This is a genomic window from Micromonospora musae (assembly GCF_003626635.1).
Taxonomy (GTDB): Bacteria; Actinomycetota; Actinomycetes; order Mycobacteriales; family Micromonosporaceae; genus Micromonospora; species Micromonospora musae.
In genome coordinates this window covers 78156-102065 of the sequence record NZ_RAZT01000021.1, presented here as the reverse complement: position 1 = coordinate 102065, position 23910 = coordinate 78156, and the positions used below count along the sequence as shown (strand labels likewise).

Here is a 23910-nt window from a genome sequence, read left to right as displayed (position 1 = left end):
CGGCCTCGACGAAGTCGCCCACGAACTCAACACCCGCCCCCGCGAGACACTGGGCTGGAACACACCAGCCCAGCGACTCGCGCAACTCATCGCGCCCTAACGATTGCACTCACCCCTTGACGCCGCCGCCAGGATCCTGACGCATACCTCTTGATCAACAGGGCGAGGCGGGGAGGGGGTGGGGGTGGGGGTGGGGGTGGGGGAGGGGGGTTAGAGGTCCAGGAGGATGGTGCGGGGGCCGACGTTGACGCTCTCGACCAGCATGTGAGCGCGGAAACGGCCGGTCTCCACCTTGGCGCCGCGCTCACGCAGCGCCTCGACCACGGCCGTCACCAGCGGTTCGGCGACCTCCGCGGGCGCCGCGGCCGTCCAGCTCGGACGGCGGCCCTTGCGGGCGTCGCCGTAGAGGGTGAACTGACTGACCACGAGGATCGGTGCGCCGGTGTCGGCGGCGGAGCGCTCCTCGTCGAGGATCCGCAGCTCGTGCACCTTGCGGGCCATCGTCCGGGCGGTCTCCCCGGTGTCGGTGTGGGTCACGCCGAGCAGCACCAGCAGCCCGTCGTCGATCGCGCCGACCACGTCGCCGTCGACCGTGACGCTGGCCCGGCCGACCGTCTGCACCACCGCCCGCATCAGCAGGCTCCCCGTCCGCCGCTCCGCCCGACCACCCGGGCGTGCCGGGCAACGAGGACCTCGACGATCTGGCCGACGCCGGCCGGCGTCGTCGCCAGCATCAGTCCGCCACCGGCTCGATGATGCCCCGCTCGACCAGGTGCGCCACGATCGGACCGGCCGCCTCGGCGAGCTCGTCGGGCGCCACGTCGTGCGCCACCGCGAGCAGGGCGAGCTGGTCGCGCAGCGGCAGGCGGCCGTCGGCTCCACCGACCAGCGCCAACACCAGCGGATCGATCTCCTCGGTCCAGCGCAGCCCGTGCGGCATGGCCAGCACCTGCCGGTCCACCGCCCAGCCCTCGTCGCCCAGCGTCGCCTCCTGCCGAAGTTGGAGCCCCTCGGCGGCCCGGTAGCGCTCGGCGAGCAGCGCCTCGGGGTCGCGTACCTGAAGGAAGTCCTGGCGGTCGAACCAGGCGCCGATCTGGTCGCCCATCGGCGGCTCGACCCGCTGCCGGAGATCCTCCACGCGGACCACGGGGTCGGCGTGCCCGCCGCGGCGCAGCGAGATGATGCCGAAGCCGATCGCCTCCACCTTGTGCGCGTCGAACCAGTCCAGCCAGGCGGCCATCCGCTGCGGGTCGGCCGCCTCGCCGACGTCGGTCAGCCACAGGTTGACGTACGCCATGGGGTCGGCCACCTCACGCTGGATGACCCAGGCGTCCAGGCCGGTGCCGGCGAACCAGTCCGCGACCCGCTCGTCCCACTGCTCACCGGCGACGTGCACCCAGTTCGCCAGGTACTGCATCGTGCCGCCCTCGGTGAGCAGGGCGGGCGCGGCTGCGGCCAGTTCGCTCCCGATCGCGTCGCCGACCCGGCCGGAGTCCCGGTAGACGTGCGTGGTGGTGCCCGGCCCGACCACGAACGGTGGGTTGCTCACCACCAGGTCGAACCGGCGTCCCGCCACCGGGGCCACCATGTCGCCACGGAGCAGCTCCCAGTCCTGGCCGTTGAGAGCGGCGGTGGTGGCGGCGAAACGCAGGGCCCGGGGGGAGACGTCGGTGGCGGTGACCGAGCGCGCATGGGTGGAGAGGTGCAGTGCTTGTACGCCCGAGCCGGTCCCCAGGTCGAGCGCGGTGCCGACCGGTCGGCGGACGGTCGCGCCGATCAACGTCTGGGTCGCGCCGCCGATGCCGAGCACGTGCTCGGAGTGCAGCGGCCGACCGGGGCGGGCACTGGCCGGCACGTCGGCGAGTACCCACCACTCGTCCCCGTACGGCTCCAGGTCGACGCCGGCGCGCACACCGTCGCCGTGCCGTTCGAGCAGCCCGCCCTCGACCGCCTCGGCGAGGTCGAGCGGCGCGAGCGCGGCGGCCACCACCGCCTCCGGCTCGGTCTGGTCACAGATGAAGACCCGGATCAGCGTGGCGAGCGGGTCGCGGTCCTCGGTCGCTTTCAGCGCGGCGCGGAAGTCGTTGCGCGCCACCCCGCCGGTCGCCTGCGGACCGAGCCGGTCGGCGATGCCGTTCGAGGTGAAGCGGGCCCGGGTCAGCGCGGTACGCAACGCCTCGACGCCGGCGGGGGAGAGCAGCATGTCTTGTTCGGCCACCTCGCCATCCTGCCTGCTGCCGTTGTCCCGGGCGGGCCCACCCGGGACATCCGCGCCGTGAGCAGGCGCGATCGACCGATCTCCGGGCCGAGGAGACCGGCACGACGGCCACCGTCCGGGGGCTGCGCGCGCGGGCGCGCCCGCGTCGTCGTACGGCGGGGAGGTGCTGGTCGCGCGTGTGTCCGCCGGCAGTCGAGCGGGGTCTGGCAGCATTGGGTCATGGCGTTGGCACTTCCGATCGATTCCGCGGCGAACGATCTCCTCAACCGGGATCCGCTGGCCCGCATCCTCGGCATGGTCCTTGATCAGCAGATTCCGATGGAGAAGGCGTTCTCCTCGCCGTACATGCTGGCGCAGCGGCTCGGGCACGACCTCGACGCGGGCGAGCTGGCCGGGTACGACCCGGCACAGCTGATCGCCGTCTTCGCCCAGCCGCCCGCGCTGCACCGGTTCCCGAAGGCGATGGCGGCCCGGGTGCAGGAGGTGTGCCAGGTGATCGTCGACCGGTACGACGGCGACGCCGCCGGGCTCTGGACCGGCGTGACCGACGGTCGGGAGCTGTTCGACCGGATCGCCGGGCTGCCCGGCTTCGGCAAGCAGAAGGCGCAGATCTTCCTCGCCCTGCTCGGCAAGCGCTTCGACGTGCGCCCGCAGGGCTGGCAGGAGGCGGCCGGCGGGTACGGCGACCCGGACGCGTACCGGTCGGTCGCCGACGTCACCGACGGTGAGTCGCTGCGTCGGGTACGGGAGTACAAGCAGCAGATGAAGGCGGCGGCCAAGGCGAAGGCGGCCGGCTGAACCGCCGCCTGACCTGCACCGGGCGGCGGTTGCCGGCTGACCGCCGCGTGGACTCAGGCGGCGGTGGGGTGGGCGAGCGAGGCGAGCGCCCGCCGGACGTCGGCGAGGGAGACGGTGGTCGAGTCGTCGAGGTCGGCCAGGCCCGCCTCGATCCACTGCCGCATCAGGGTGGTGACCCCGATGCCCCGCGCCTCGGCCGCCGCCCGCACGCGTTCGTACGTCTCCAGCGGCAGCCGCACCGACCGGCTGACCATCGGCACATCGGTGTCCGGAACGGGCAGCTCCGCCGGCTGACTCTCGTCGATCAACTCCGCGAGCCGGTCGTCGCCGCTGTGGAACTGCTTGGTCGCGTCGTCACGGTGCATGTCACCGCCTCCTCATCGGCGATCTCTCCGCACCGCCTCGTCGTAGCGCTTCGACTCGGCGTCGCTGAGCTCACGGGCGGAGAGGATGTCCCAGTCGTTGTCGGTGCCGTCGGCCTCCGCGAGCAGCACAGCCAGCCGACGGCCCCGCCTGGCGGCGGCGTAGACGACCATCACGTCGTCGCCCAGGTGGCGGATCACCCGCCGGACGCTGTGCAGCGCCTCCCAGACTTCCCCCGGCGTGACGTCGTAGACCTTCAGGTTGGCCAGCGCCTCTTCGGTGAAGCTGAACCTGCTGCCCACGGGCGGAGCGTACCACGGGCGTAACACGAAGCACCTCCTCTCGCGGTGCCACCGGTCACTCCTGGGGCCGTCCGTCACGTCGAACTTCGCTGATCACGGCCACCGAGTGACAGGATGGGGCGTAACCCCTCGAGGAGGTCCGTGGTGAAGCGTCAGGCGTACCAGCCGATCCTGATCACCGACGCCTCACGCAGCCAGGACGACCAGCTCACCAGCCGGCAGCGGCGGTATGTGCTGATGATGAGCATCCGGGTGGCCTGTCTGGTCGTGGGTGCGATCCTGGTCGGCGCGCAGGCTCCCCTGCTCTGGCTCTGGCTGCCGCTCTGCGGCCTCGGCATGGTGCTCATCCCGTGGCTCGCCGTGCTGCTGGCCAACGACCGTCCGCCGAAGGAGGAGCACCGGCTCTCCAACCGCTTCCGGCACGAGCAGCGCGACGCCGCACCGCCGATGAGCGTCACCGCCGAGGAGCGCCCGCACAAGGTCATCGACGCCGACCTCTGACGGCGGCCCGGGTTCACCGGGCCGCCGAACGGACGCCGCGCTGTCGCCGGCCCGGCTCGCGGGTGCCGCCCCGGCCAGGTTCAGGGCTTCGGACGGGCACCGAGGGTGGAGACCGCCACCGCGCCAAGGTCGCCCGCCCGAGCCAGCGCCGTAGCCGGATCCGCGCCGGCCAGCCAGGCGGTCAGCAGCCCCGCGGCGAACGCGTCCCCGGCCCCGGTGACGTCCACCACGGCCACCCGGCGGGCCGGCGCCGAACAGAGCGTCCCCGTCCGATCCGCCCAGACCGCGCCGGCCGCGCCTCGCTTGACCACGACCCGGCGCGCGGTCGCCGACAACGCCCGCGCCTGGGCGGCCGGCTCCAGCCCACCGGCCAGCACGGTGGCCTCGTCCGCGTTGACCAACAGCAGGTCGACGTCGCGTACCCAGGCCAGGAAGGCGGGCACGCCGACGCGCCGCAGCGGCGCCGCGGAGGCCGCGTCGACGCTGGTGCTGAGCCCCCGCTCGCGGGCGGCGGCCAGCGCCCTCAGCCCGGCCGCGCGCGACTCGGCGTCCAACAGGGTGTACGCGGACAGGTGCAGATGCCCCGCGTCGGGCACCCCGGCGAGGGCCTGATCGACGTGCGCTGCCGTCAACCGCAGGTTCGCCCCTCGCTGGCTCACCATCGTCCGCTCGCCCGCGGTGGCCAGCACGATGACGGTGCCGGTCACGGCGTCCTCGACGGTCTCGATGGCGCAGGCGACGCCGGCGGCGCCCAGTTCGACCACCCGGTCGCGCCCCTCGGCGTCCCCACCGACCGCCGCGACCAGCGTCACGGGGGTGCCCTGCGCGGCGAGCCAGGCGGCCGTGTTCGCCGCCTGGCCGCCGCCGCTGAACCGGATCTCGGCAGCCGTGTCCGAGCCGGAGGCGAGTGGCCCGCGCAGCGCCGCGACCACGTCGGTGATCACGTCGCCGACGACGACGACCCGTCGGTTCGGGCTCATGCTCCGGTGTCGGCGCGCCGGGCTGCCGAGGCCACCGCGATCCGCGCGGCCAGGTCGGCGTTGCGCAGGATGATCCGTACGTTCACCGCGAGGCTGGCGCCCTCGGTGGCGGAGTGGAAGTGGGCCAGCAGGTAGGGGGTCACGGCCTTGCCGGTCGCCCCGTCGCGCTCCAGCCGGGCCAGGCCCTCGGTGAGCGTCCGGTCGTGCAGCACCGGATCGAGCTGCTCGTCGACGGGGAGCGGGTTGGCCACCACGAGGCCGCCGTTGGTCAGGCCGTGCTGCGTCCGGGCGGCGAGCACGTCGGCGATCTGCTCCGGCGAGTCCACCGACCAGTCGAGGTCGAAGCCGCCGTCGGTCAGGTAGAAGCCGGGGAAACGCTGAGTGCGGTACCCCACCACACCGACCCCCAGCGTCTCCAGCCGCTCCAGCGTCGCCCCCACGTCGAGGATCGACTTGACCCCGGCGCAGACCACCGCGATCGGAGTCCGGGAGAGGGTGACCAGGTCAGCCGACTCGTCGAAGCTCTGCGCCGCCTCCCGGTGCACCCCGCCGAGGCCACCGGTGGCGAAGACGCCGATCCCCGCCGCGGCGGCCACCGCGCTGGTCGCCGCGACGGTCGTGGCGCCGTCCGCGCCGGTCGCCGCGGCCACCGCCAGATCACGGACGGAGAGCTTGGCCACACCGTCGACGGTGGCGAGGCGGGTCAGCTGGGCGTCGTCGAGACCGACCACGAGTTCGCCGCCGACCATCCCGATGGTGGCCGGGACCGCCCCGGCGTCCCGTACGGTCGCCTCGATCTGCCGGGCGACCCGCAGGTTCTCCGGCCGGGGGAGGCCGTGCGAGACGATGGTGCTCTCCAGAGCGACGACCGGGCGCCCGTCCCGCAGGGCGTCGGACACCTCGGCGCCGAAACGGATGTGAAAGTTGGTCACAGTGATCACCGTACGGCCCGCTCCAGGCCGGACGTGAATTGGACCGGGCCGTCCGGAGCTGCCAAACTTGACGGTTGGAGGTGCAGACGTGAGCACAGAGGTTCTCGAGCGTCCGGAGCTGAAGGACGCCGACACCGGCCCCGAGATGTTCCACTACGTCCGTAAGGAAAAGATCGCCGAGAGTGCCGTCATGGGCACGTTCGTCATCGCGCTCTGCGGGGAGACCTTCCCGGTGACCAAGGCCGCGAAGCCGGGGTCGCCGGTCTGCCCGAAGTGCAAGGAGATCTACGACTCCTTCAGCCGCTGATCGGAGGCTGCCGCCGCGATCCCGCGCGTAGCCTTCGGCGGTGACCACCTCCACCGGTCTGCTCATCGCCGACCTCGTCGGCGTCGCGGTGTTCGCCGCCTCCGGTGCCTCCGCGGCGGTGGCCAAACGGCTCGACCTGTTCGGTGTCGCCTTCGTCGGTTTCGTGGCCGCCCTGGGCGGTGGGATCTTCCGCGACCTGGCCATCGGCGAGGTACCGCCGCTCGCCTTCGGCGACTGGCGGTACGCCGCCACCGCCGCGATCACCGCAGGTGCCGTGTTCTGGCTGCACCCCCAGTTGGCCCGGCTGCGGACCACCGTGCTGCTGCTGGACGCGGCCGGGCTCGCGCTCTTCACCGTCACCGGCACGCTCAAGGCGCTCGACGCGCAGGTACCCGCGGTCGGGGCCTGCGTGATCGGCATGCTCAGCGGGATCGGCGGCGGGCTGGGCCGGGACCTGCTCACCGGCGAGATCCCGGTGGTGCTGCGCCGGGAGATCTACGCGGTCGCCGCCCTGGCCGGGGCGGTCGTCGTGGCGGTGCTGCAACGGGTGGGACAGGCCGGCCCGGCGCCGATCGCCGCGGCGGCAGTGCTGATCTTCGTGGTGCGGGTGGTGGCGTTGCGGCGACGCTGGGCGGTGCCGGTGGCGACGCTGCGGCCGCCGCGTACCCAAGACCCCGGTCCGGATCCGCGCTGATGTGACCAGCGTGGCGTCGCCTGGGCGCAGGGACGCCCGCTGGTTATGCTGAGTCGGCCTTCGCGGCAGCTACTGCGCGGAGGCGTTTTCATGGGCGCTGCGGACCGTGGCCCTGACCCAGGTCCGCCTTGACGCGGTCGGAGAGGAGCCTTCGCGTGGCAGCCCCGTCGCCGGCGATCGAGACGTTTCCGGCACTACGCGCATGGCAGCGCAAGGCGCTGGTGGAGTACCTGCGACGGCGCTCCGACGATTTCACGGCGGTCGCCACGCCCGGCGCCGGTAAGACCACGTTCGCCCTGCGGATCGCCGCCGAGCTGCTCGTGGACGGCACGGTGGAGGCGGTCACCGTGGTCGCCCCGACCGAGCACCTGAAGACGCAGTGGGCACAGGCCGCGGCCCGGGTCGGCATCCAGCTGGACTCCGCGTTCCGTAACGCCGACGTGCACTCCTCGGCCGACTTCCACGGTGCCGTGGTCACGTACGCCCAGGTCGGCATGGCGCCGCAGGTGCACCGGCGGCGCACCATGACCCGCCGAACCCTGGTCATCCTCGACGAGATCCACCATGCCGGTGACTCCCGGACGTGGGGCGACGGGGTCAAGGCGGCCTTCGAGCCGGCCGTACGCCGCCTCATGCTCACCGGTACGCCGTTCCGCTCCGACGACAACCCGATCCCGTTCGTCACGTACGAGCGGGGCGGGGACGGGCTGCTGCGGTCCCGCGCCGACTCGGTCTACGGCTACTCGGACGCGCTCCGCGACAGCGTGGTGCGGCCGGTGCTCTTCCTCGCGTACTCCGGGGAGACCCGGTGGCGGACCAACGCGGGGGAGGAGCTGGCGGCACGGCTCGGCGAGCCGATGACCCAGGACCTCATCGCCCAGGCCTGGCGGACCGCGCTGGATCCGGCCGGCGACTGGATGCCACAGGTGCTGCGCGCCGCCGACGCCCGGCTCAGCGTGCTGCGCAACGCGGGCATGCCGGACGCCGGCGGGCTGGTGATCGCCAGTGACCAGCAGACCGCCCGGTCGTACGCCAAGCTCATCGAGCAGCTCACCGGCGAGAAGGCGGCGGTGGTGCTCTCCGACGACGCGGGAGCGTCGGCCCGGATCGCGACGTTCGCGGCGTCCGAGCAGCGGTGGCTGGTCGCCGTACGGATGGTCTCCGAAGGCGTCGACATTCCGCGTCTCGCGGTCGGGGTCTACGCCACCAGCGCGAGCACACCGCTCTACTTCGCCCAGGCGATCGGCCGTTTCGTCCGGGCCCGGCGTCCGGGGGAGACCGCCTCGGTCTTCCTCCCCAGCGTGCCGCACCTGCTCGGGCTCGCCAGCGAGATGGAGGCCGCCCGCGACCACGTGCTGGGCAAGCCGAAGGACCGCGAGGGCTTCGACGACGACCTGCTCGAGCGGGCCCAGCGTGACGACCAGGCCAGCGGCGAGCTGGAGAAGCGGTTCGCCGCGCTCTCCGCCACCGCCGAGCTGGATCAGGTGATCTTCGACGGCGCGTCCTTCGGCACCGCCGCCCAGGCGGGCACCCCCGAGGAGGAGGAGTACCTCGGGCTGCCGGGTCTGCTCACCGCCGACCAGGTCGCCGTGTTGCTGTCGAAGCGGCAGGCCGAGCAGCTCGCCGCCCAGCGCCGCAAGGCGGCCGTACGGACCGCTGAGCCGGCCGCTGACGCGCCCACGGCTCCGCCGGCACCGATGAGTGCCGCCCAGCGTCGCGTGGCGCTGCGCCGTCAGCTCAACGCCCTGGTGGCCGCGCGGCACCACCGTACGGGTCAGCCGCACGGCAAGATCCACGCCGAGCTGCGCCGGCTCTGCGGCGGCCCGCCGAGCGCTCAGGCGACGATCGAGCAGCTCGAGGAGCGCATCGCCACCGTCCAGACCCTCTGACCCCCGCGTCCCGGAACGCCGCCCCCGGTCACCGACGCGTCAATCATGAGGTTTGCGGGTGTTCTCGCGATCAACTCCACCGCCAACCTCATGACCGACCCTGCGGGTCGGGTGGGGTGGGGGCAAAAAGAGACCGGCCGGGGGCACCTCTCGGTGCCTCCGGCCGGCCTTTATGTCGGCTTGCGGATTCAGTTCGCCATCAAGTCGACGCCGCGCCAGCTGAACTCCGGGTCCGCCGCGTAACGAACGGTGATCTTCACGAGATCTTCCGCGTACTTGTTCGCGTGGTGCCCGCAGAACACCAGTTCACTCCCACCGGCGAGCGTGATACGGAGCTTGCCGGCAGCATTGCAGCGGTCGCACCGTTCATCGGCGGCCGGGGGGCTCACCGTCTCGGGCGGCGGCGTGAGGGTCGGGGTCATCGCCTTCCTCCTCTGGTCGTCACCGATGAACAATCTCTTCGGTCGTTGCTCACCTATCCTGCAACATCCATGTGGCTCCGGGCCTTCCCTGTGTGCCCGCGGGGGACCGAGGTCACACATGACAGGCACAGTGTGCCGTGCACCAAGGGTGCCACGTCAACGATCACAATCGTGCAACCGGCGGATCACCATCCGGCGTTGCACGCCAGGTGATCAAAACGACACGCCGGGTTGACGATTGCGGCTCAGTCCAGGTAATCCCGAAGAACCTGTGACCGCGACGGGTGGCGCAGCTTCGACATGGTCTTCGACTCGATCTGCCGGATCCGCTCCCGGGTCACCCCGTAGACCTGACCGATCTCGTCCAGCGTGCGCGGCTGACCGTCGGTCAGGCCGAAGCGCAGTCGTACCACGCCCGCCTCACGCTCGGAGAGCGTCTGCAGCACCTGCTGGAGCTGGTCCTGCAGCAGCGAGAACGAGACCGCGTCGACCGCGACCACGGCCTCCGAATCCTCGATGAAGTCACCGAGCTGGCTGTCACCCTCGTCACCGATGGTCTGGTCCAGCGAGATGGGCTCCCGGGCGTACTGCTGGATCTCCAGCACCTTCTCCGGTGTGATGTCCATCTCCTTGGCCAACTCCTCCGGAGTGGGCTCGCGGCCCAGGTCCTGGAGCAGCTCACGCTGTATGCGGCCGAGCTTGTTGATCACTTCGACCATGTGCACCGGGATGCGGATGGTGCGGGCCTGGTCGGCCATGGCGCGGGTGATGGCCTGGCGGATCCACCAGGTGGCGTAGGTGGAGAACTTGTAGCCCTTGGTGTAGTCGAACTTCTCGACGGCGCGGATGAGGCCGAGGTTGCCTTCCTGGATGAGGTCGAGGAAGGCCATGCCGCGACCCGTGTAGCGCTTGGCCAGCGAGACGACCAGTCGCAGGTTCGCCTCGAGCAGGTGGTTCTTGGCCCGCTCGCCGTCCCGAGAGATCCACATCAGGTCCCGCTGCATCTCGCGGGTGAGCTTCTCCTCGCCCTCCTCGGCGGCGCGCAGCCGCTCCGCGGCGTAGAGGCCCGCCTCGATCCGCTTGGCGAGCTCCACCTCCTGCTCGGCGTTGAGCAGCGGCACCTTGCCGATCTGCTTGAGGTAGGCCCGGACGGAGTCGGCGGACGCGGTCAGCTCGGCGTCCCGCCGGGCCTGCTTGAGCGCCTCGGACTCCTCGTCGTCCCACTCGAAGTCGTTGTCGCTGGCGGAGTTCGCCGCGTCGGCCTCGGCCGCCTGGGTCAGCTCGGCCGGCTCGTCGACGACCACGTCCTCGATCTCGGCGGCCAGCTCCTCGGGGGAGATGTCGCCGTCGGCCCCGTCCTTGGCCTTGCCGGGGGCGGCCTTGGCCTTGCCGGCCGCGGCGACGGTCGTCTTGGTGGCCCGGGTCGGCCTGGCGGCCTTGGCCGGCGCCGCGGCCTTGGCCACGTCGGCCGTGGTGCCGGCGCTCCCGCGCGCGGTCGCCTTCCGTGGGGCGGGCGCCGGGGCCTCGGCGGAGGGCGCCTGCTGCGGGGCCGGAGCGGCCTTCTTGGTGGTCTTGGCGGTGGTGGCGCGCGACGCCGGAGTGGCGGACCGGGCCGCGGCCACTCGGCGGCGGGTGCTGGCCGACCCGTCCACGACCACGGTCACTCCCGCCTCGGAGAGCGCCCGCAGGATCTTCTTGGCCTGGGCCGGCGTCACCTCGGCGGACTCGACGGTGCGCGCGAGCTGGGCCGACGTCAGCTGACCGCCGGCGCTCTGGGCGTGGGCGATCAGAGTGTCGGTGAGCGAGCGAACGTCGGCGCCGGTCTGGCGGGGTTCTGTCACGAATGACCTTCCGGAGGCGAAGAGCGAGCACGGCCGGGTCGTCCGGCGCAGCAGGGGCCACCGCGCCGGGCGATGTGTTTGGAGAACCCCCGTGTCCCGGGTGGGCCGGTCGTCGGCCGTCCGTGGCGCGTGGGCAGGGGTGAATTGTAACGCCGTCTGCGGCGATCATCCTGCGCCGCACGGCGTATCGGGTTGTCGAGACCGTCGAAACGGCGCAGATGTGGAGTTTGTAAGGATGGTACCCGCGCGCGAGGCGGTACACCCCGATCGTGCGGGAAGGGGACGAGGCATGGAGCGTACGGCGCTGTCATCGGGCGAGCTGCTGGAGATCGCGGTCGAGCTGACCCGGGCCGCCGCCGCGACGGCGTACCGGATGCGGGTCGAGGGTGTCTCGGTGGCCGCCACCAAGAGCACGGCCACCGACGTGGTGACCGCGGCCGATCGGGCGGTCGAGACCCAGGTCCTCGACGCGCTGCGCCGGCTCCGCCCCGCGGACGCGGTGCTCGGTGAGGAGTACGGGACGGGCGGCACCGAGGTCGCCCTGGGCGGGGTGCGCTGGATCCTCGACCCGATCGACGGCACCGTCAACTACCTCTACGGGCTGCCGCACTACGCCGTGTCGCTCGCCGCCGAGGTCGACGGCGAGGTGGTCGCCGGGGTGGTGCGCAACGTGACCACCGGCGAGGAGTGGACCGCCACCGCCGGCGGCGGCGCGTGGCGCGACGGGGAGCGGCTGCGCTGCTCGACCGAGACCGATCTGGGTCAGGCGCTCGTCGGCACCGGATTCGGCTACGACCCGAAACGACGCGCGCACCAGGCCCGCGTGGTGGCCGAGCTGATTCCGCACGTACGCGACATCCGCCGCCTCGGTGCGGCGGCGCTGGACCTCTGCCTGGCGGCCGAGGGGCGGTTGGACGCCTACTACGAGAAGGGGCTCGCCGCGTGGGACCAGGCGGCCGGGGGCCTGGTGGCCACCGAGGCGGGTCTGCGGGTCGCGGGCCTGGCCGGCCGGCCGGCCGGGCCGGACCTGGTGATCGCCGCGCCTCCGGCGCTCTTCACGCCGCTGCACGACCGGCTCGCCGACCTGGACGCCTCCGGCGGCCCGTGACGGGCCACCGGAGGCGACTGTCACTTCTTGACGGGCGCGGGGCAGGAACCGGGGGGAGCGGCCGGCGAACCGAGGTCACCGAGGGACTGGTTCACCTCGGTGGTGGTGGCCAACTGCTGGAAGGCGCTGCCCAGCACCACGTCCACGGTGTCGTCGGTGCGCTTGGCGTCGTAGTCCAGCTCGGCGTTGTCGAGGAAGTAGGCGCGGAGCAGGTGCGCCGAACCGACGCCCTTCGGGCCGAATCGCAGCACGGCCACGTCGTCGACCCCCTTGGGGGCGTTGCCCACCTTCTTCACCTGGAACTTGCGGTTGCGGAAGTCGTCCGCCACGCTGCCCGCCCGACCCACCTCGTCGGTCGCGTTCAGCACGTTGATCTTGACGTCCTTGGTCTCGCGCAGGGTCACGTCGGCGAGGGGCCAGCCGTCCGGGCAGCTCTTGGCGGTGCCCGCGTTACCCTGGCTGTCGCGAACCACCGCGACGACCACGAAGACCAGGGCGAGGATCGCCAACAGGCCGACGACAACGAGTGCCCGCACTCGCGCAAAACTCATCTGGGCGCTCCCCGGACTTCACATGGGTGGCGGCGGCCGACGGCGAAAGTGCCGCCCCGGCCGTCGGGTACGCCGCTGAGGTTAACGGTTGTCCGACCGTCGCGTGGAAACAGCCGGACATGGCGGCGCGCCGCCCATGAACCAGGTACTACTACCCCTATCTTCGTGTCGCCTGAGTCACATTGGGAACAACTTCCCGTGCGGGGGCGTACATCTCTGCCACGAGGGCGGTATACATGCCTCGCCCGAACGGGGGGTAAGGTACCGCGCTCGCTGGGGGAGTTTCTCTGGCGGCCTCGACCGACTACTGGTCGTCGGGTCGGGTGACCGACACAACGGGTGGCCGGCCAGCGGAACCGGAACAGCGTCGTCCGGCGTTACAACCGTACGACCACATCGATATGGGAGAGTGAAACCGATGGCCACCGACTACGACGCCCCGCGTCGCGACGAGGTCGACCTCGGCGAGGACAGCCTGGAAGAGCTCAAGGCCCGGCGCGTCGACTCACAGTCGGGCGCCGTGGACGTCGACGAGGCCGAGGTGGCCGAGAGCTTCGAGCTGCCCGGAGCCGATCTGGCCGACGAGGAGCTCACGGTCAAGGTGCTGCCGATGCAGCAGGACGAGTTCCGCTGTGCCCGCTGCTTTCTGGTGCACCACCGCAGCCAGCTGGCGGTCGAGCGCAACGGCGACCTCATCTGCCGCGAGTGCGTCTGACCTTCATCATTTCAATCGGCGGCGGCCTCCCGATCGAGGCCGCCGCTGTCGGCGTCGTCATGCGCCACGGGTGGGGACCTGCTTGACTCGGAACGGGTAGCCGAACCAGCGATCCGGGAGGTCGAGGTCGATGAGCGAGCGAGGCGACGCCCCGGAGCGCGATCCGGCCGAGCTGGGCGCCACCGTCGCGGCGTTGACCGCCGACGACATCGAGCCCGCCCGACGGCGGCAGCTGCTCGGCCGGCTGATCGGCCAGGCCCGGCGCCGCGGACTGGGTGACCTCTTCAAGCCCCGGGCCGCCGTCCGCTGGATGGTCGACACCGTCACCGAGGTCGCCCCGCACGTGCCGATCCGGGATCTGGCCACCCTGCGACGGCACTTCGAGGGCCTGGACGACGAGGCCATCGCCGATCGTCTGGTACGCAACGCCGCCCGCGCGACCGCCGGAGTGGGCGCCGCCGGCGGCGGGGTGGCCGCCGTGGAGTGGACGGTCACGCCCACCCTGCTCTCCGCCCCGGTGCTGCTGGCGGCCGAGACGGTCGCCGTGGTGGCGATCGAACTGAAGCTCATCGGCGAGCTGCACGAGGTGTACGGCGTCGTCCTCCCCGCCGCACGGGGTCAGCGCGCGCTCGCCCTGGTGCAGGCGTGGGCCGCCCAACGCGGAATCAACCCGATGATGCCCGGCGCCGGCGTCGGCGCGGTGCTCGGCACCGCGGCCCGCCGGGAGCTGCGCGACACCCTGCTGCGGCGCTTCGGGCGCAACCTCACCACGCTGGGACCGTTCCTGACCGGGGCGGCCGTGGCCAGCTACCTCAACCGTCGGGCCACCAGGGGGCTCGGCGACCAGGTCCGCGACGACCTCCGGCGCAGGCGCCGGGAGCTCTCCGTTCCGCCGCGTTCGCTGCCCGGTGCCCCCTGATCCACCGGGCCGGCGCAGCGGGCCGCCCACCGACCTCGCCGGCCGGTGCGCCGCGCGTTCAGCCGGCGTCGCGGGCGGCCAGGATCGCCTCGGCCAGCTCCACCGGGCGTCGGGTGCTCACCACCCAGAACGGGGTGGGGTCGTCCGGGTCGTCCAGCACCACCTGGACGGCGCTGCCGAGCCAGGGACGCTGCACCACGAACGCCAGCGGGTCGGCGCCCACGCCGAGCACCTCCCGACGGCCCGCGGCGTCGAGCGGCACCACGTCCGCGACGTACCGCACCGGAAGGCGGGCGTCGTCGACGAGGAGCTCGCCGGCGTGGACCGCGACCCGGATCCGGCCGAGCCACCAGAGGCCCAGCGCGGTGACGGGCAGCAGCACCACGAACGGAAGCCAGGCCCGCACCCCGGGCGCGCCCATCCAGACCTCGACGGCGAGCAGACCGGCGGCCGTCAGCCCGCCCAGCCACAGCCACCAGGGCAGGAAGAGCCGCTCGGAGTGCTCGGCGCGGCGCACGGCGGGCGGCGCCGAGGAGGATGAGGACGGCGACAGGCTCACAGTCCGAGGGTACGGCGGACGGAGGCCGCGCCACCCGGCAGGATGGCAGGGTCACCGCCGTACCCGACGGAAGAGGGAACCGTGACCGACGTCGTACCCGTGCCCGTACGGCAGCTCGACCCGGAGCTGCCGCTGCCGGCGTACGCCCATCCCGGCGACGCCGGGGCCGACCTGCTGGCCGCCGTCGACGTGGAGCTGCCGCCCAGCGGCCGTGCCCTGGTCCCGACCGGCGTGGCGATCGCCCTGCCGGAGGGGTACGTGGGCCTGGTCCACCCCCGGTCGGGGCTCGCGGCCAGGCTCGGTGTGACGGTGCTCAACGCGCCCGGTACGGTCGACGCCGGTTACCGGGGGGAGATCATGGTGAACCTGATCAACCATGATCGGCTCGCTTCGGCGAAGATCTCCCGGGGCGACCGGATCGCCCAGCTCGTTCTGCAGCGGGTGGCGCGGGCGGAGTTCCAGCCGGTGGCGGAGCTGGCCCCCTCCCCGCGCGGGACGGGCGGGCACGGCTCCACCGGCGGGCACGCCGGCCTGGTGCCGGCGCCGACCGACCCGTCCGGGGACGAGCGGCGCAGCGAGGAAGTGACAGGTTGAAGGCGAACAGCGGAGGGCGGGCGCAGTGATCTTCTCCCGGAAGCGTGCCGAGCGGCACGCCGGTGACGAGCGGAGCACCGAGGTCCTCGAGGACCTCCAGGCCGAGGAGACCGCCTCGCCGGTCTCCGGCCGCGGCCCCTACGACATCTCCGAGGCGCCGTCCGACGTGGCGCGGCTGGACCTGGGCAGCCTGCACATCCCCGCCATCGCCGACGTCGAGGTGCGGGTGCAGGCCGACCAGCAGGGCGTGGTCCAGCAGGTCGTGCTGGTGCACGGGCAGAACGCGCTGCAGCTCGGTGTCTTCGCCGCGCCCCGGTCCGAGGGGATCTGGGACGAGGTGCGGGAGGAGATCCGCCAGTCGCTGCTCGCCGACGGCGCCGCGACCCAGGAGGTCGAGGGCGAGTACGGCCCCGAGCTGCGGGCCCAGGTGCGGACCCCGGACGGCCCGACCGACCTGCGGTTCGTGGGCATCGACGGCCCGCGGTGGATGGTGCGCGGCGTCTTCCAGGGCGCGGCGGCGGTGGATCCGGTGGCTGCCGGCCCGCTGGCCGTCTGCCTGGAGGGGCTGGTGGTGGACCGGGGGCAGGAGGCCAAGCCGGTGCGTGAGCCGCTGCCGCTGCGGTTGCCGCGCGAGGCCACCGACGAGTCGGCGGCCGCCAACCCGGACGGCGGACGCCCGACCGAGCAGCCGCGACAGGTCTGACCGGGCATCGCCGACCCGCCGGAACCGAGCGGATCGGCGTACGCTGGCGGGACGGTCCCGGCGACGCCGGGACCGGACCGGTGTCGGCGCGGCCGGCCAGCATTGAGAGGGTGACGCGGGGTCCATGACCACCGACGAGAGCCGAGGGTCGCTGCGGCGCATCCTGCACCGGCTCACCGCCAGCGAGGCCGAGATCGAGGCGCAGGAGTTGCAGCGGGAGAGCGCGGAGTGCGGCGGTGTGCCGGCCCTGCAGTGCTCCCGGGGCCAGGTGGTCTCGGTCAGCGGTCGGCTGCGCACCGTGGTCTACACGCCGCGGACCAACCTGCCCACGCTCGAGGCGGACCTCTACGACGGCAGCGACGTGGTGACACTGGTCTGGCTGGGACGCCGGCACATCGCCGGCATCGAGCCGGGGCGGCACCTGACCGCGCGGGGCCGAGTCGCCGTACGCGACGACCGCAAGGTCATCTACAACCCGTACTACGAGCTGGACCTGCCGAAGTGACCGCGCGGACGCCAGGGGAGCCGATGACCACCGGACAGGACCGCGCCGTTTCGTCGGAGACCGGTTCGCCGGACGAGGAGCGGCTGCCCACCATCGCCGAGCAGATGGCCGACCAGCTCGGCGGCTGGCGGGGGCTGGTCGAATCCAGCATCCCCGTGGTGGTCTTCGTGATCGCCAACGTCATCGGCGAGCTGCGCCCCGCGGTGATCGCCTCGGTGGCGGTGGCGCTGTTGATCGCCGGGCTCCGGCTGGCCCAGCGTCGCCCGATCCGGCACGCCGTCAACGGGCTCTTCGGCATCGCCATCGGCGCGGCCATCGCCTGGCGCACCGGTGACGAGCGGGACTTCTACCTGCCCGGCATCCTCTACGGCGTCGGCTACGGGCTCGCCCTGCTGCTCTCCGCCGCCATCCGCCAGCCGCTGGTGGGCTGGATCTGGTCGGTGCTGGTCGCCAAGGGACGCTCCGAGTGGCGGGACGACCCACGGCTGGTCCGCACCTTCACCGGGCTGACCGTGCTCTGGGGAGTGGTGTGGCTGGCGAAGGTCGGCGTGCAGGCGGGGCTCTACCTCGCCCACCAGGACACCGCGCTCGGCGTGGCCCGGCTGCTGCTGGGCTACCCGCCGTACGCGCTCCTGCTGCTCATCACCGTCTGGACGGTCCGGCGGGTGACCCGGGAGGCGACTCCGGAGCCGCTGCCCGGTAGCTGACCGGCCCCGTGGCCCGCGCCGCCCCGAGTCGAGGCGGCGCGAGCGATCCGGGTCAGCTGCCCCCGCGGGTGCGCTGCACGCTGTCCGGTCCGAGGATCACCGCGCGGACGTCGTCCTCCACCTCGGCGGTGCACACGAAGATCAGCTCGTCGCCGGCCTCGATCGGGTCGTCCGGGCTGGGCACCAGCACCCGCTTGCCGCGCACGATCGCCACCAGCGCCGCGTCGCGAGGCAGCGGCACCGCGTGGATCGGCTGGCCGACGTAGGGCGCGGTCGGTGGCAGGGTGATCTCCACCAGGTTCGCCTCGCCCTGCCGGAAGGTCATCAGCCGGACCAGGTCGCCGACGGTGACGGCCTCCTCGACCAGCGCGGCCATCACGCGGGGCTTGCTCACCGCCACGTCGACGCCCCACTGCTCGGTGAAGAGCCACTCGTTCTCGGCCCGGTTCACCCGGGCGACCACCCGGGGCACCGCGAACTCGGTCTTGGCCAGCAGCGACACCACCAGGTTGACCTTGTCGTCGCCGGTGGCCGCGACCACCACGTCGCAGCCGGCGATGTCCGCCTCCTCCAGGCTGGTCAGCTCGCACGCGTCGGCGAGGACCCACTCGGCGGTGGGCACCCGCTCCGGTCGCAGCATCTTGGGCTGCCGCTCGATGAGCATCACCTGGTGGCCGTTGTCGATCAACTCCTGGGCGATCGACCGCCCCACGTTGCCGGCGCCGGCGATGGCGACCCGCATGGCTCAGTGCCCTCCTTCCGGCGGCCGCGACGCCGCCGACGTGACCGTCGCCACAATGTCGTCGGTGACCAGCATGAAGATCTGGTCACCCTCCTGCACCACGGTGGACGTCGTGGGAAGCGTGCCGATACCGAACCGGGTCAGGTACGCCACCCGCGCCCCGACCGCCTCCTCGATGGCGCGCACCGGTCGGCCGACCCAGTCCTTGTGCACCGGCACCTCGACGATCGAGACGGTGCTGGTGGGATCGCGGAAGATCTCGACGTTCCCCTCGGGTACGAGGTGCCGCAGCATCCGGTCGGCGGTCCACCGCACGGTCGCCACGGTGGGGATACCGAGCCGCTCGTAGACCTGCGCCCGCCGCTGGTCGTAGATGCGTGCCACGACCCGGGACACACCGAAGGTCTCCCGGGCCAGCCGGGCGGAGATGATGTTGGAGTTGTCGCCGCTGGAGACCGCCGCGAACGCGTCGGCCCGCTCGATGCCGGCCTGCCGCAGCACGTCCCCGTCGAAACCGGCGCCGGTCACCGTGACTCCGGCGAAGTCCGGGCCCAGCCGGCGGAAGGCGTCCGCGTCCTGGTCGATCACGGCGATCGAGTGCCCACGGGACTCCAGGCTGTGGGCGAGGGTCGAGCCGACCCGCCCACATCCCATGATCACGACATGCACGCTTCCTCCCAAGCTGCGCGCCCGTCCGCCCGGGCCCGTCGAGTGCGAGCCTGCCATGTCCCGGCCGGGAACGGGGACCGACGGTACCGCGCCCACGTGCACCAGCGCCGATCGCCCACCCCCACGCCGCCGCCGCGGTGGACGTACCCTTGGCGTTCGTGGCCAGTCCCACCTCGCTGCTGAAGCGGCTGCTCGTCGGTCGACCGTTCCGGTCCGACCGGCTCCAGCACACCCTCCTGCCGAAGCGCATCGCGCTGCCCGTCTTCGCGTCCGATGCGCTCTCCAGCGTCGCGTACGCGCCTGACGAGATCCTGCTGACCCTGTCGATCGCCGGCGCCTCGGCCTACGTCTTCTCGCCGTGGATCGCGCTCGCCGTGGTCGTGGTGATGTTGACGGTGGTGGCGAGCTACCGGCAGAACGTGCACGCCTACCCCTCCGGCGGCGGGGACTACGAGGTGGCCACCGTGAACCTCGGGCCGAAGTTCGGCCTCGGGGTGGCCAGCGCGCTGCTCGTCGACTACGTGCTGACGGTGGCCGTGTCGGTCTCCTCCGGGGTGGCGAACCTCGGTTCGGTGGTGCCCTTCGTGGCCACCCACAAGGTCATGATCGCGGTGATCGCGGTGGTGCTGCTGACCGCTGTCAACCTGCGCGGGCTGCGCGAGTCGGGCACGGCGTTCGCGATCCCCACCTACGGCTTCGTGATCGTGATCGGCGGGATGCTGCTCACCGGCCTGATCCGGGTCTTCGTGCTCGGCGACGACCTGCGCGCGCCCAGCGCCGACCTGGTCATCCAGGCCGAGCACAGCGTGACCGGCTTCGCTCTGATCTTCCTGCTGCTCCGGACGTTCAGCTCGGGTGCGGCCGCGCTCACCGGTGTCGAGGCGATCTCCAACGGGGTGCCCGCGTTCAAGCCGCCGAAGAGCCGCAACGCGGCCACCACCCTGCTGCTGCTCGGCGGAATCGCCGTGAGCATGCTGGTGGGAATCATCTGGCTGGCCCGGCTCACCCACCTCCAGTTCGTGGAGGATCCGGTGAAGCAGATCGTCTCCGGCCCGGACGGCTACGTGCAGAAGACGGTCACCACCCAGCTCGGCGAGGCGGTCTTCGGCTCGGGGTCGATCCTGCTCTACGTGGTGGCCGGGGTGACCGCCCTGATCCTCTTCCTGGCCGCGAACACCGCGTTCAACGGCTTCCCGGTGCTCGGCTCGATCCTCGCCCAGGACCGCTTCCTGCCCCGGCAGTTCCACACCCGGGGCGACCGGCTGGCCTTCTCCAACGGCATCCTCTTCCTCGCCGCCTTCGCGATCGTGCTGATCGTCGGCTTCCAGGCCGAGGTGACCCGACTGATCCAGCTCTACATCGTCGGGGTCTTCGTCTCGTTCACCGTCTCCCAGGCCGGCATGATCCGGCACTGGAACCGACACCTGAAGACCGAACGGGACCCGGAGGCGCGCCGCCGGATGCACCGCTCCCGGGCCATCAACGCCTTCGGCATGGGCCTGACCGGCACCGTCCTGGTGATCGTGCTGCTCACCAAGTTCCTGCTCGGCGCCTGGATCGCGATCGCCGCGATGGCGGTGATCTACGGGCTGATGCTGGCGATCCGACGGCACTACGACCGGGTCGCGGAGGAGCTCACGCCGCCGGACGAGGGACGCGCCGTGCTGCCCGCCCGCAACCACGCGATCGTCCTGGTCAGCAAGCTGCACCAGCCGACGCTGCGGGCCATCGCGTACGCCCGGGCCACCCGGCCGGACACCCTCACCGCGGTGACGGTGAACGTGGACGAGAAGGACACCCGCGACCTTCAGGAGGAGTGGGAGCGGCGGGAGCTGCCCGTACCGCTCACCGTGATCGACTCGCCGTACCGGGAGATCACCCGGCCGATCATCGGGTTCGTCGCCAACACCCGCCGGGAGTCGCCCCGCGACGTCGTCACTGTCTTCATCCCGGAGTACGTGGTCGGGCGCTGGTGGGAGAACCTGCTGCACAACCAGAGCGCCCTGCGGCTCAAGACCCGGCTGCTCTTCGAGCCGGGTGTGATGGTCACCAGCGTGCCGTGGCAGCTCGCCTCGACCGCGAACAAGAACCTCTCCCGGCTGGACGCCACGCTCTCGCGGGGCCCCGCCCGCGGCCCGCGCGTGGTGCCGCGCAGCGCGCCGCCCTCGGACGCCCCGCCGGTGGTCTCCGTACCCTCCGGTGAGCCGGGCGGGAGTGACCGTGGCTGAGCCGCACCAGGACCCCGGCACTGTGGGACGCGACCCCGGTTCGGCCCCGGACCGCGAGGTGGCCGGGGAGCGTGGTCTCGCCGAGGCGGAGCGGGTCGAGCTCACCGTCGGCCCGGTGGCCCCCGGCGGGCACTGCGTGGCCCGCGTGGACGGGCAGGTGGTCTTCGTCCGGCACGCCCTGCCCGGGGAGCGGGTCGTCGCCGAGGTGACCGAGGTGCACCGGGGGTTCGTCCGGGCCGACGCGGTCACGGTGCTGGACGCCTCGCCCGACCGGGTGCCGGCCCCCTGCCCGTACGCCCGGCCGGGCCAGTGCGGTGGCTGTGACCTGCAACACGTGGCACCCGCGGCGCAGCTCGAGTGGAAGGCCGCCGTGGTGCGGGAGCAGCTGAGCCGCCTGGGCGGGTTGACGGAGACCGAGCTCGACGGCCTCGGCGTACGGGTCGAGGCGCTGCCCGGCGGCTCGCTGGGCTGGCGCTCCCGGGTCCGCTACGCGGTGGACGCGGCTGACCGGGCGGGTCTGCTCAAGCACCGCTCGCACGAGGTGGTGCCGATCGACCGTTGCCTGATCGCCCACCCGGCGATCCAGAGCCTGCCGGTGCTGAGCGCGAGCGGCGCCCGCTGGCCGGACGCCGACGCGGTCGAGACGGTCGCCTCCACCGGGGGCGACGTGGCCGTCGCGACGGTGGTCGACGGGGTCGCCAGCACCGTCGAGGGGCCGGCGACGGTCCGCGAGGTGGCCGCCGGACGGGAGTGGACGCTCCCGGCGACCGCCTTCTGGCAGGTGCACCCCGCCGCGACCGACGCCCTGGTCGGCGCGGTGCTGGAGCTGGTCGACCCGCAGCCCGGTGAGCGGGCGTGGGACCTGTACGGCGGTGCGGGACTCTTCGCCGCCGCGCTGGCCGGCCGGGTCGGCGACACCGGCCGGGTCACCCTGGTCGAGGCGGCCGAGCAGGGCGTCGCCGCGGCCCGGCAGAACCTCTCCGACCTGCCCCGCGTCGAGGTGGTCGCGGCCCGGGTGGAGACCGCGCTGGCCCGCCGGCGGATCACCGGCCCGGTCGACGTGGTGGTGCTCGATCCGCCGCGTACCGGGGCCGGCTCCCGGGTGGTGCGCGAACTGGTCGCCGCCGGGCCGCGCGCGGTCGGGTACGTGGCCTGCGACCCGGCCGCCTTCGCCCGGGACGTACGCACGTTCGCCGAGTCGGGCTGGCGGCTGGCCGCGCTGCGCGGGTTCGACCTGTTCCCGATGACCCAGCACGTCGAGCTGGTCGGCCTGCTGCTGCCCCCCTCGTCCCGCTGATCATGAGGTTGGCGGGGGATCGCGCACCGATCCGCCCCGGCAACCTCATGATCGACCGGTGGCTCCCGGCGGGTGGTACGGGGGGTTAGCCTGCGGGCGTGAAGATCGTCGGGTTGATGTCGGGGACCTCGTACGACGGGGTGGACGTGGCGGCGGCGGAGTTCACCGTCGACGGGGAGACGCTCCGGCTGCGGCCGCTCGGGCACCGGGGCCTCGACTACGACGACGAGCTGCGCGCCCGCATCGGCGCGCTGCTGCCGCCGGCGGCCACCACGATCGAGGCGGTCTGCCGGCTGGACAACCTGCTCGGGGACGTCTTCGCCGAGGCGGCGGCGCTCGGCACGGAGCTGGCCGGTGGCCACGCCGACCTCGTGGTGTCACCGGGGCAGACCGTCTTCCACTGGGTGCAGGACGGCGTGGCCCGGGGCACCCTCCAGCTCGGCGCGGTGGCCCGGGTCGCCGCCCGGGTGGGCGTACCGGTGCTCAGCGACCTGCGCTCGGCGGACATCGCGGCCGGCGGGCAGGGCGCGCCGCTGGTACCGGCCTTCGACGCCCTGCTGCTCGCCCCCGACGCCTCGGCCGGACCGGCGACCGAGCCGTCGGGCAGCGCCGGGCCCGCCGCGAACGCGCCCCGGGCCGCCCTGAACCTCGGCGGAATCGCCAACCTCACCGTGGTCGCCCCGGGCGCGCCCGTGCTCGGGTACGACATCGGGCCGGCGAACGCGCTGCTCGACGCCGCCGCCCGTCGGCTCCTCGACCGGCCCTGTGATCTCGACGGCGTTCGGGCGGCGGCCGGCCGGGTGCATCCGGGCCTGCTTGACGAGCTCCTCGCCGAGCCGTACTACGCCGCACCGCCGCCGAAATCGACAGGCAAGGAGCTGTTCCACGCCGGCTACCTGGACGAGAAGCTCGCCGCGCTCGGCGAACCCGTCGCGGCCGACGACGTACTGGCCACGCTCACCGAGTTGACCGCCCGGGTGGTGGCCGCCGAGTGCGACCGGCACCGGGTGACCGAGGTCATCGCCTCCGGCGGTGGAGTGCGCAATCCGACGCTGCGGGCCCGGCTCACCGAGCTGGGGGCGGGACGCTGGCGGCTGCGTACGACCGACGAGCTGGGCGTGCCGGCGCAGGCGAAGGAGGCGTACGCCTTCGCCCTGCTGGGCTGGCTCTCCTGGCATGGTCTGCCCGGTTCGATCCGGTCGGTGACCGGCGCGGCCCGGGCGGCCGTCCTCGGCTCCTGGACCCCCTCCGGGCCCGGGCCGCGCGCCACCCCGGCGATTTCCCCCCGTCGGCTGCGGATCGTCACCTGACCAGCTGTTCGGTGGGCCCGCCGCCCGGGCGCCGGGACGGGCGTCGGTCGGGCCCG

Annotated in this window: 27 protein-coding genes; 15 read left to right on the top strand and 12 right to left on the bottom strand. The window is 72.9% G+C overall.

Going from position 1 to position 23910, the window contains the following annotated elements:
* Positions 1–210: 210 nt before the first annotated feature.
* Both dtd and D7044_RS30215 read right to left on the bottom strand, forming a co-directional pair.
* Positions 211–633, bottom strand: coding sequence for a D-aminoacyl-tRNA deacylase (gene dtd, locus D7044_RS30220; protein WP_120676971.1), 423 nt, complete (start codon positions 631–633; stop codon positions 211–213).
* Positions 634–733: 100 nt separating this feature from the next.
* The gene (locus D7044_RS30215) at positions 734–2218 is read right to left on the bottom strand and encodes a DUF7782 domain-containing protein (protein ID WP_199716824.1); all 1485 of its coding nucleotides are present in this window, start codon (positions 2216–2218) and stop codon (positions 734–736) included.
* A gap of 219 nt (positions 2219–2437) precedes the next feature.
* On the opposite strand from D7044_RS30215, the gene D7044_RS30210 reads away from it, so the two are divergent.
* Positions 2438–3016 carry an HhH-GPD-type base excision DNA repair protein gene (locus D7044_RS30210; protein ID WP_120690912.1) on the top strand — a complete coding sequence of 193 codons (579 nt, stop codon included), beginning with the start codon at positions 2438–2440 and terminating at the stop codon, positions 3014–3016.
* A gap of 53 nt (positions 3017–3069) precedes the next feature.
* Here the strand turns inward: D7044_RS30210 and D7044_RS30205 are convergent, their stop codons facing one another.
* Together D7044_RS30205 and D7044_RS30200 are read right to left on the bottom strand one after the other, a co-directional pair.
* Positions 3070–3381 carry a hypothetical protein gene (locus tag D7044_RS30205; protein ID WP_120676965.1) on the bottom strand — a complete coding sequence of 104 codons (312 nt, stop codon included), beginning with the start codon at positions 3379–3381 and terminating at the stop codon, positions 3070–3072.
* A gap of 12 nt (positions 3382–3393) precedes the next feature.
* Positions 3394–3681, bottom strand: coding sequence for a hypothetical protein (locus tag D7044_RS30200; RefSeq protein ID WP_233563109.1), 288 nt, complete (start codon positions 3679–3681; stop codon positions 3394–3396).
* A gap of 141 nt (positions 3682–3822) precedes the next feature.
* Between D7044_RS30200 and D7044_RS30195 the strand changes: the two genes are divergently transcribed.
* Entirely contained in the window at positions 3823–4182 is a 360-nt protein-coding gene (locus D7044_RS30195; RefSeq protein ID WP_187398972.1) for a DUF3099 domain-containing protein, read from the top strand.
* Between the two features lie 80 nt (positions 4183–4262).
* Here D7044_RS30195 and D7044_RS30190 read toward each other — a convergent pair whose 3' ends face one another.
* Positions 4263–5162 carry a carbohydrate kinase family protein gene (locus tag D7044_RS30190; protein ID WP_120676961.1) on the bottom strand — a complete coding sequence of 300 codons (900 nt, stop codon included), beginning with the start codon at positions 5160–5162 and terminating at the stop codon, positions 4263–4265.
* Positions 5159–6094 (bottom strand): pseudouridine-5'-phosphate glycosidase, encoded by a 936-nt coding sequence (locus tag D7044_RS30185; protein WP_120690919.1) that lies wholly within the window; start codon positions 6092–6094, stop codon positions 5159–5161. Before D7044_RS30185 ends, D7044_RS30190 begins: the two co-directional genes overlap by 4 nt.
* A gap of 88 nt (positions 6095–6182) precedes the next feature.
* Between D7044_RS30185 and D7044_RS30180 the strand changes: the two genes are divergently transcribed.
* From D7044_RS30180 to D7044_RS30170, 3 genes are all read left to right on the top strand, one after another.
* The gene (locus tag D7044_RS30180) at positions 6183–6401 is read left to right on the top strand and encodes a DUF3039 domain-containing protein (protein WP_120676959.1); all 219 of its coding nucleotides are present in this window, start codon (positions 6183–6185) and stop codon (positions 6399–6401) included.
* Between the two features lie 40 nt (positions 6402–6441).
* Positions 6442–7095, top strand: coding sequence for a trimeric intracellular cation channel family protein (locus D7044_RS30175; RefSeq protein ID WP_120676957.1), 654 nt, complete (start codon positions 6442–6444; stop codon positions 7093–7095).
* 155 nt (positions 7096–7250) lie between these two features.
* Complete coding sequence (locus D7044_RS30170; RefSeq protein ID WP_120690911.1) at positions 7251–8984, top strand: DEAD/DEAH box helicase; 1734 nt, start codon at positions 7251–7253, stop codon at positions 8982–8984.
* 188 nt (positions 8985–9172) lie between these two features.
* Here D7044_RS30170 and D7044_RS30165 read toward each other — a convergent pair whose 3' ends face one another.
* Both D7044_RS30165 and D7044_RS30160 read right to left on the bottom strand, forming a co-directional pair.
* Complete coding sequence (locus D7044_RS30165; RefSeq protein ID WP_120676953.1) at positions 9173–9406, bottom strand: DUF7455 domain-containing protein; 234 nt, start codon at positions 9404–9406, stop codon at positions 9173–9175.
* Between the two features lie 245 nt (positions 9407–9651).
* Complete coding sequence (locus D7044_RS30160; protein WP_120676951.1) at positions 9652–11247, bottom strand: RNA polymerase sigma factor; 1596 nt, start codon at positions 11245–11247, stop codon at positions 9652–9654.
* A gap of 289 nt (positions 11248–11536) precedes the next feature.
* Here D7044_RS30160 and D7044_RS30155 point away from each other — a divergent pair, with 289 nt between their 5' ends.
* Positions 11537–12355, top strand: coding sequence for an inositol monophosphatase family protein (locus D7044_RS30155; RefSeq protein ID WP_120690910.1), 819 nt, complete (start codon positions 11537–11539; stop codon positions 12353–12355).
* A 20-nt stretch (positions 12356–12375) separates the two neighbouring features.
* Here D7044_RS30155 and D7044_RS30150 read toward each other — a convergent pair whose 3' ends face one another.
* Positions 12376–12891 carry a LytR C-terminal domain-containing protein gene (locus tag D7044_RS30150; RefSeq protein WP_187398975.1) on the bottom strand — a complete coding sequence of 172 codons (516 nt, stop codon included), beginning with the start codon at positions 12889–12891 and terminating at the stop codon, positions 12376–12378.
* Between the two features lie 433 nt (positions 12892–13324).
* Between D7044_RS30150 and D7044_RS30145 the strand changes: the two genes are divergently transcribed.
* Together D7044_RS30145 and D7044_RS30140 are read left to right on the top strand one after the other, a co-directional pair.
* Positions 13325–13621: a DUF4193 domain-containing protein gene (locus tag D7044_RS30145; RefSeq protein ID WP_013284790.1), complete on the top strand. Its 297-nt coding sequence runs from the start codon at positions 13325–13327 to the stop codon at positions 13619–13621.
* 130 nt (positions 13622–13751) lie between these two features.
* A complete protein-coding gene (locus D7044_RS30140) occupies positions 13752–14540 on the top strand; it encodes a hypothetical protein (protein WP_120690908.1) in 789 nt (262 codons plus the stop codon).
* 58 nt (positions 14541–14598) lie between these two features.
* Here the strand turns inward: D7044_RS30140 and D7044_RS30135 are convergent, their stop codons facing one another.
* Positions 14599–15093 (bottom strand): DUF3093 domain-containing protein, encoded by a 495-nt coding sequence (locus D7044_RS30135; protein WP_120677794.1) that lies wholly within the window; start codon positions 15091–15093, stop codon positions 14599–14601.
* A 48-nt stretch (positions 15094–15141) separates the two neighbouring features.
* On the opposite strand from D7044_RS30135, the gene dut reads away from it, so the two are divergent.
* From dut to D7044_RS30115, 4 genes are all read left to right on the top strand, one after another.
* Positions 15142–15693 (top strand): dUTP diphosphatase, encoded by a 552-nt coding sequence (gene dut / locus D7044_RS30130; RefSeq protein WP_120690907.1) that lies wholly within the window; start codon positions 15142–15144, stop codon positions 15691–15693.
* Between the two features lie 25 nt (positions 15694–15718).
* Positions 15719–16396: a DUF3710 domain-containing protein gene (locus D7044_RS30125; RefSeq protein ID WP_120690906.1), complete on the top strand. Its 678-nt coding sequence runs from the start codon at positions 15719–15721 to the stop codon at positions 16394–16396.
* Between the two features lie 124 nt (positions 16397–16520).
* Positions 16521–16901 carry an OB-fold nucleic acid binding domain-containing protein gene (locus D7044_RS30120; protein WP_120676939.1) on the top strand — a complete coding sequence of 127 codons (381 nt, stop codon included), beginning with the start codon at positions 16521–16523 and terminating at the stop codon, positions 16899–16901.
* Between the two features lie 23 nt (positions 16902–16924).
* On the top strand, positions 16925–17608 hold the full coding sequence (locus D7044_RS30115) for a DUF3159 domain-containing protein (protein WP_120676937.1): 684 nt from the start codon (positions 16925–16927) through the stop codon (positions 17606–17608).
* A gap of 52 nt (positions 17609–17660) precedes the next feature.
* Here the strand turns inward: D7044_RS30115 and D7044_RS30110 are convergent, their stop codons facing one another.
* Positions 17661–18350: a potassium channel family protein gene (locus D7044_RS30110; RefSeq protein WP_120676935.1), complete on the bottom strand. Its 690-nt coding sequence runs from the start codon at positions 18348–18350 to the stop codon at positions 17661–17663.
* Positions 18351–18353: 3 nt separating this feature from the next.
* Positions 18354–19019 carry a potassium channel family protein gene (locus D7044_RS30105; RefSeq protein WP_120676933.1) on the bottom strand — a complete coding sequence of 222 codons (666 nt, stop codon included), beginning with the start codon at positions 19017–19019 and terminating at the stop codon, positions 18354–18356.
* Positions 19020–19177: 158 nt separating this feature from the next.
* Between D7044_RS30105 and D7044_RS30100 the strand changes: the two genes are divergently transcribed.
* From D7044_RS30100 to D7044_RS30090, 3 genes are all read left to right on the top strand, one after another.
* Positions 19178–21247, top strand: a complete 2070-nt coding sequence (locus tag D7044_RS30100) for an APC family permease (RefSeq protein WP_120677792.1) — start codon at positions 19178–19180, stop codon at positions 21245–21247.
* A gap of 58 nt (positions 21248–21305) precedes the next feature.
* The gene (locus D7044_RS30095; RefSeq protein WP_120690918.1) at positions 21306–22544 is read left to right on the top strand and encodes a class I SAM-dependent RNA methyltransferase; all 1239 of its coding nucleotides are present in this window, start codon (positions 21306–21308) and stop codon (positions 22542–22544) included.
* Positions 22545–22642: 98 nt separating this feature from the next.
* Positions 22643–23854: an anhydro-N-acetylmuramic acid kinase gene (locus D7044_RS30090; protein WP_120690905.1), complete on the top strand. Its 1212-nt coding sequence runs from the start codon at positions 22643–22645 to the stop codon at positions 23852–23854.
* Positions 23855–23910 lie beyond the last annotated feature (56 nt).

Coding starts and splice junctions, on each gene's coding strand:
- dtd (WP_120676971.1), bottom strand. CDS start 633: ATGCGGGCGGTGGTGCAGACGGTCGGCCGGGCCAGCGTCACGGTCGAC.
- D7044_RS30210 (WP_120690912.1), top strand. CDS start 2,438: ATGGCGTTGGCACTTCCGATCGATTCCGCGGCGAACGATCTCCTCAAC.
- D7044_RS30205 (WP_120676965.1), bottom strand. CDS start 3,381: ATGCACCGTGACGACGCGACCAAGCAGTTCCACAGCGGCGACGACCGG.
- D7044_RS30190 (WP_120676961.1), bottom strand. CDS start 5,162: ATGAGCCCGAACCGACGGGTCGTCGTCGTCGGCGACGTGATCACCGAC.
- D7044_RS30165 (WP_120676953.1), bottom strand. CDS start 9,406: ATGACCCCGACCCTCACGCCGCCGCCCGAGACGGTGAGCCCCCCGGCC.
- D7044_RS30155 (WP_120690910.1), top strand. CDS start 11,537: ATGGAGCGTACGGCGCTGTCATCGGGCGAGCTGCTGGAGATCGCGGTC.
- D7044_RS30145 (WP_013284790.1), top strand. CDS start 13,325: ATGGCCACCGACTACGACGCCCCGCGTCGCGACGAGGTCGACCTCGGC.
- D7044_RS30140 (WP_120690908.1), top strand. CDS start 13,752: ATGAGCGAGCGAGGCGACGCCCCGGAGCGCGATCCGGCCGAGCTGGGC.
- dut (WP_120690907.1), top strand. CDS start 15,142: ATGGCAGGGTCACCGCCGTACCCGACGGAAGAGGGAACCGTGACCGAC.
- D7044_RS30120 (WP_120676939.1), top strand. CDS start 16,521: ATGACCACCGACGAGAGCCGAGGGTCGCTGCGGCGCATCCTGCACCGG.
- D7044_RS30115 (WP_120676937.1), top strand. CDS start 16,925: ATGACCACCGGACAGGACCGCGCCGTTTCGTCGGAGACCGGTTCGCCG.
- D7044_RS30110 (WP_120676935.1), bottom strand. CDS start 18,350: ATGCGGGTCGCCATCGCCGGCGCCGGCAACGTGGGGCGGTCGATCGCC.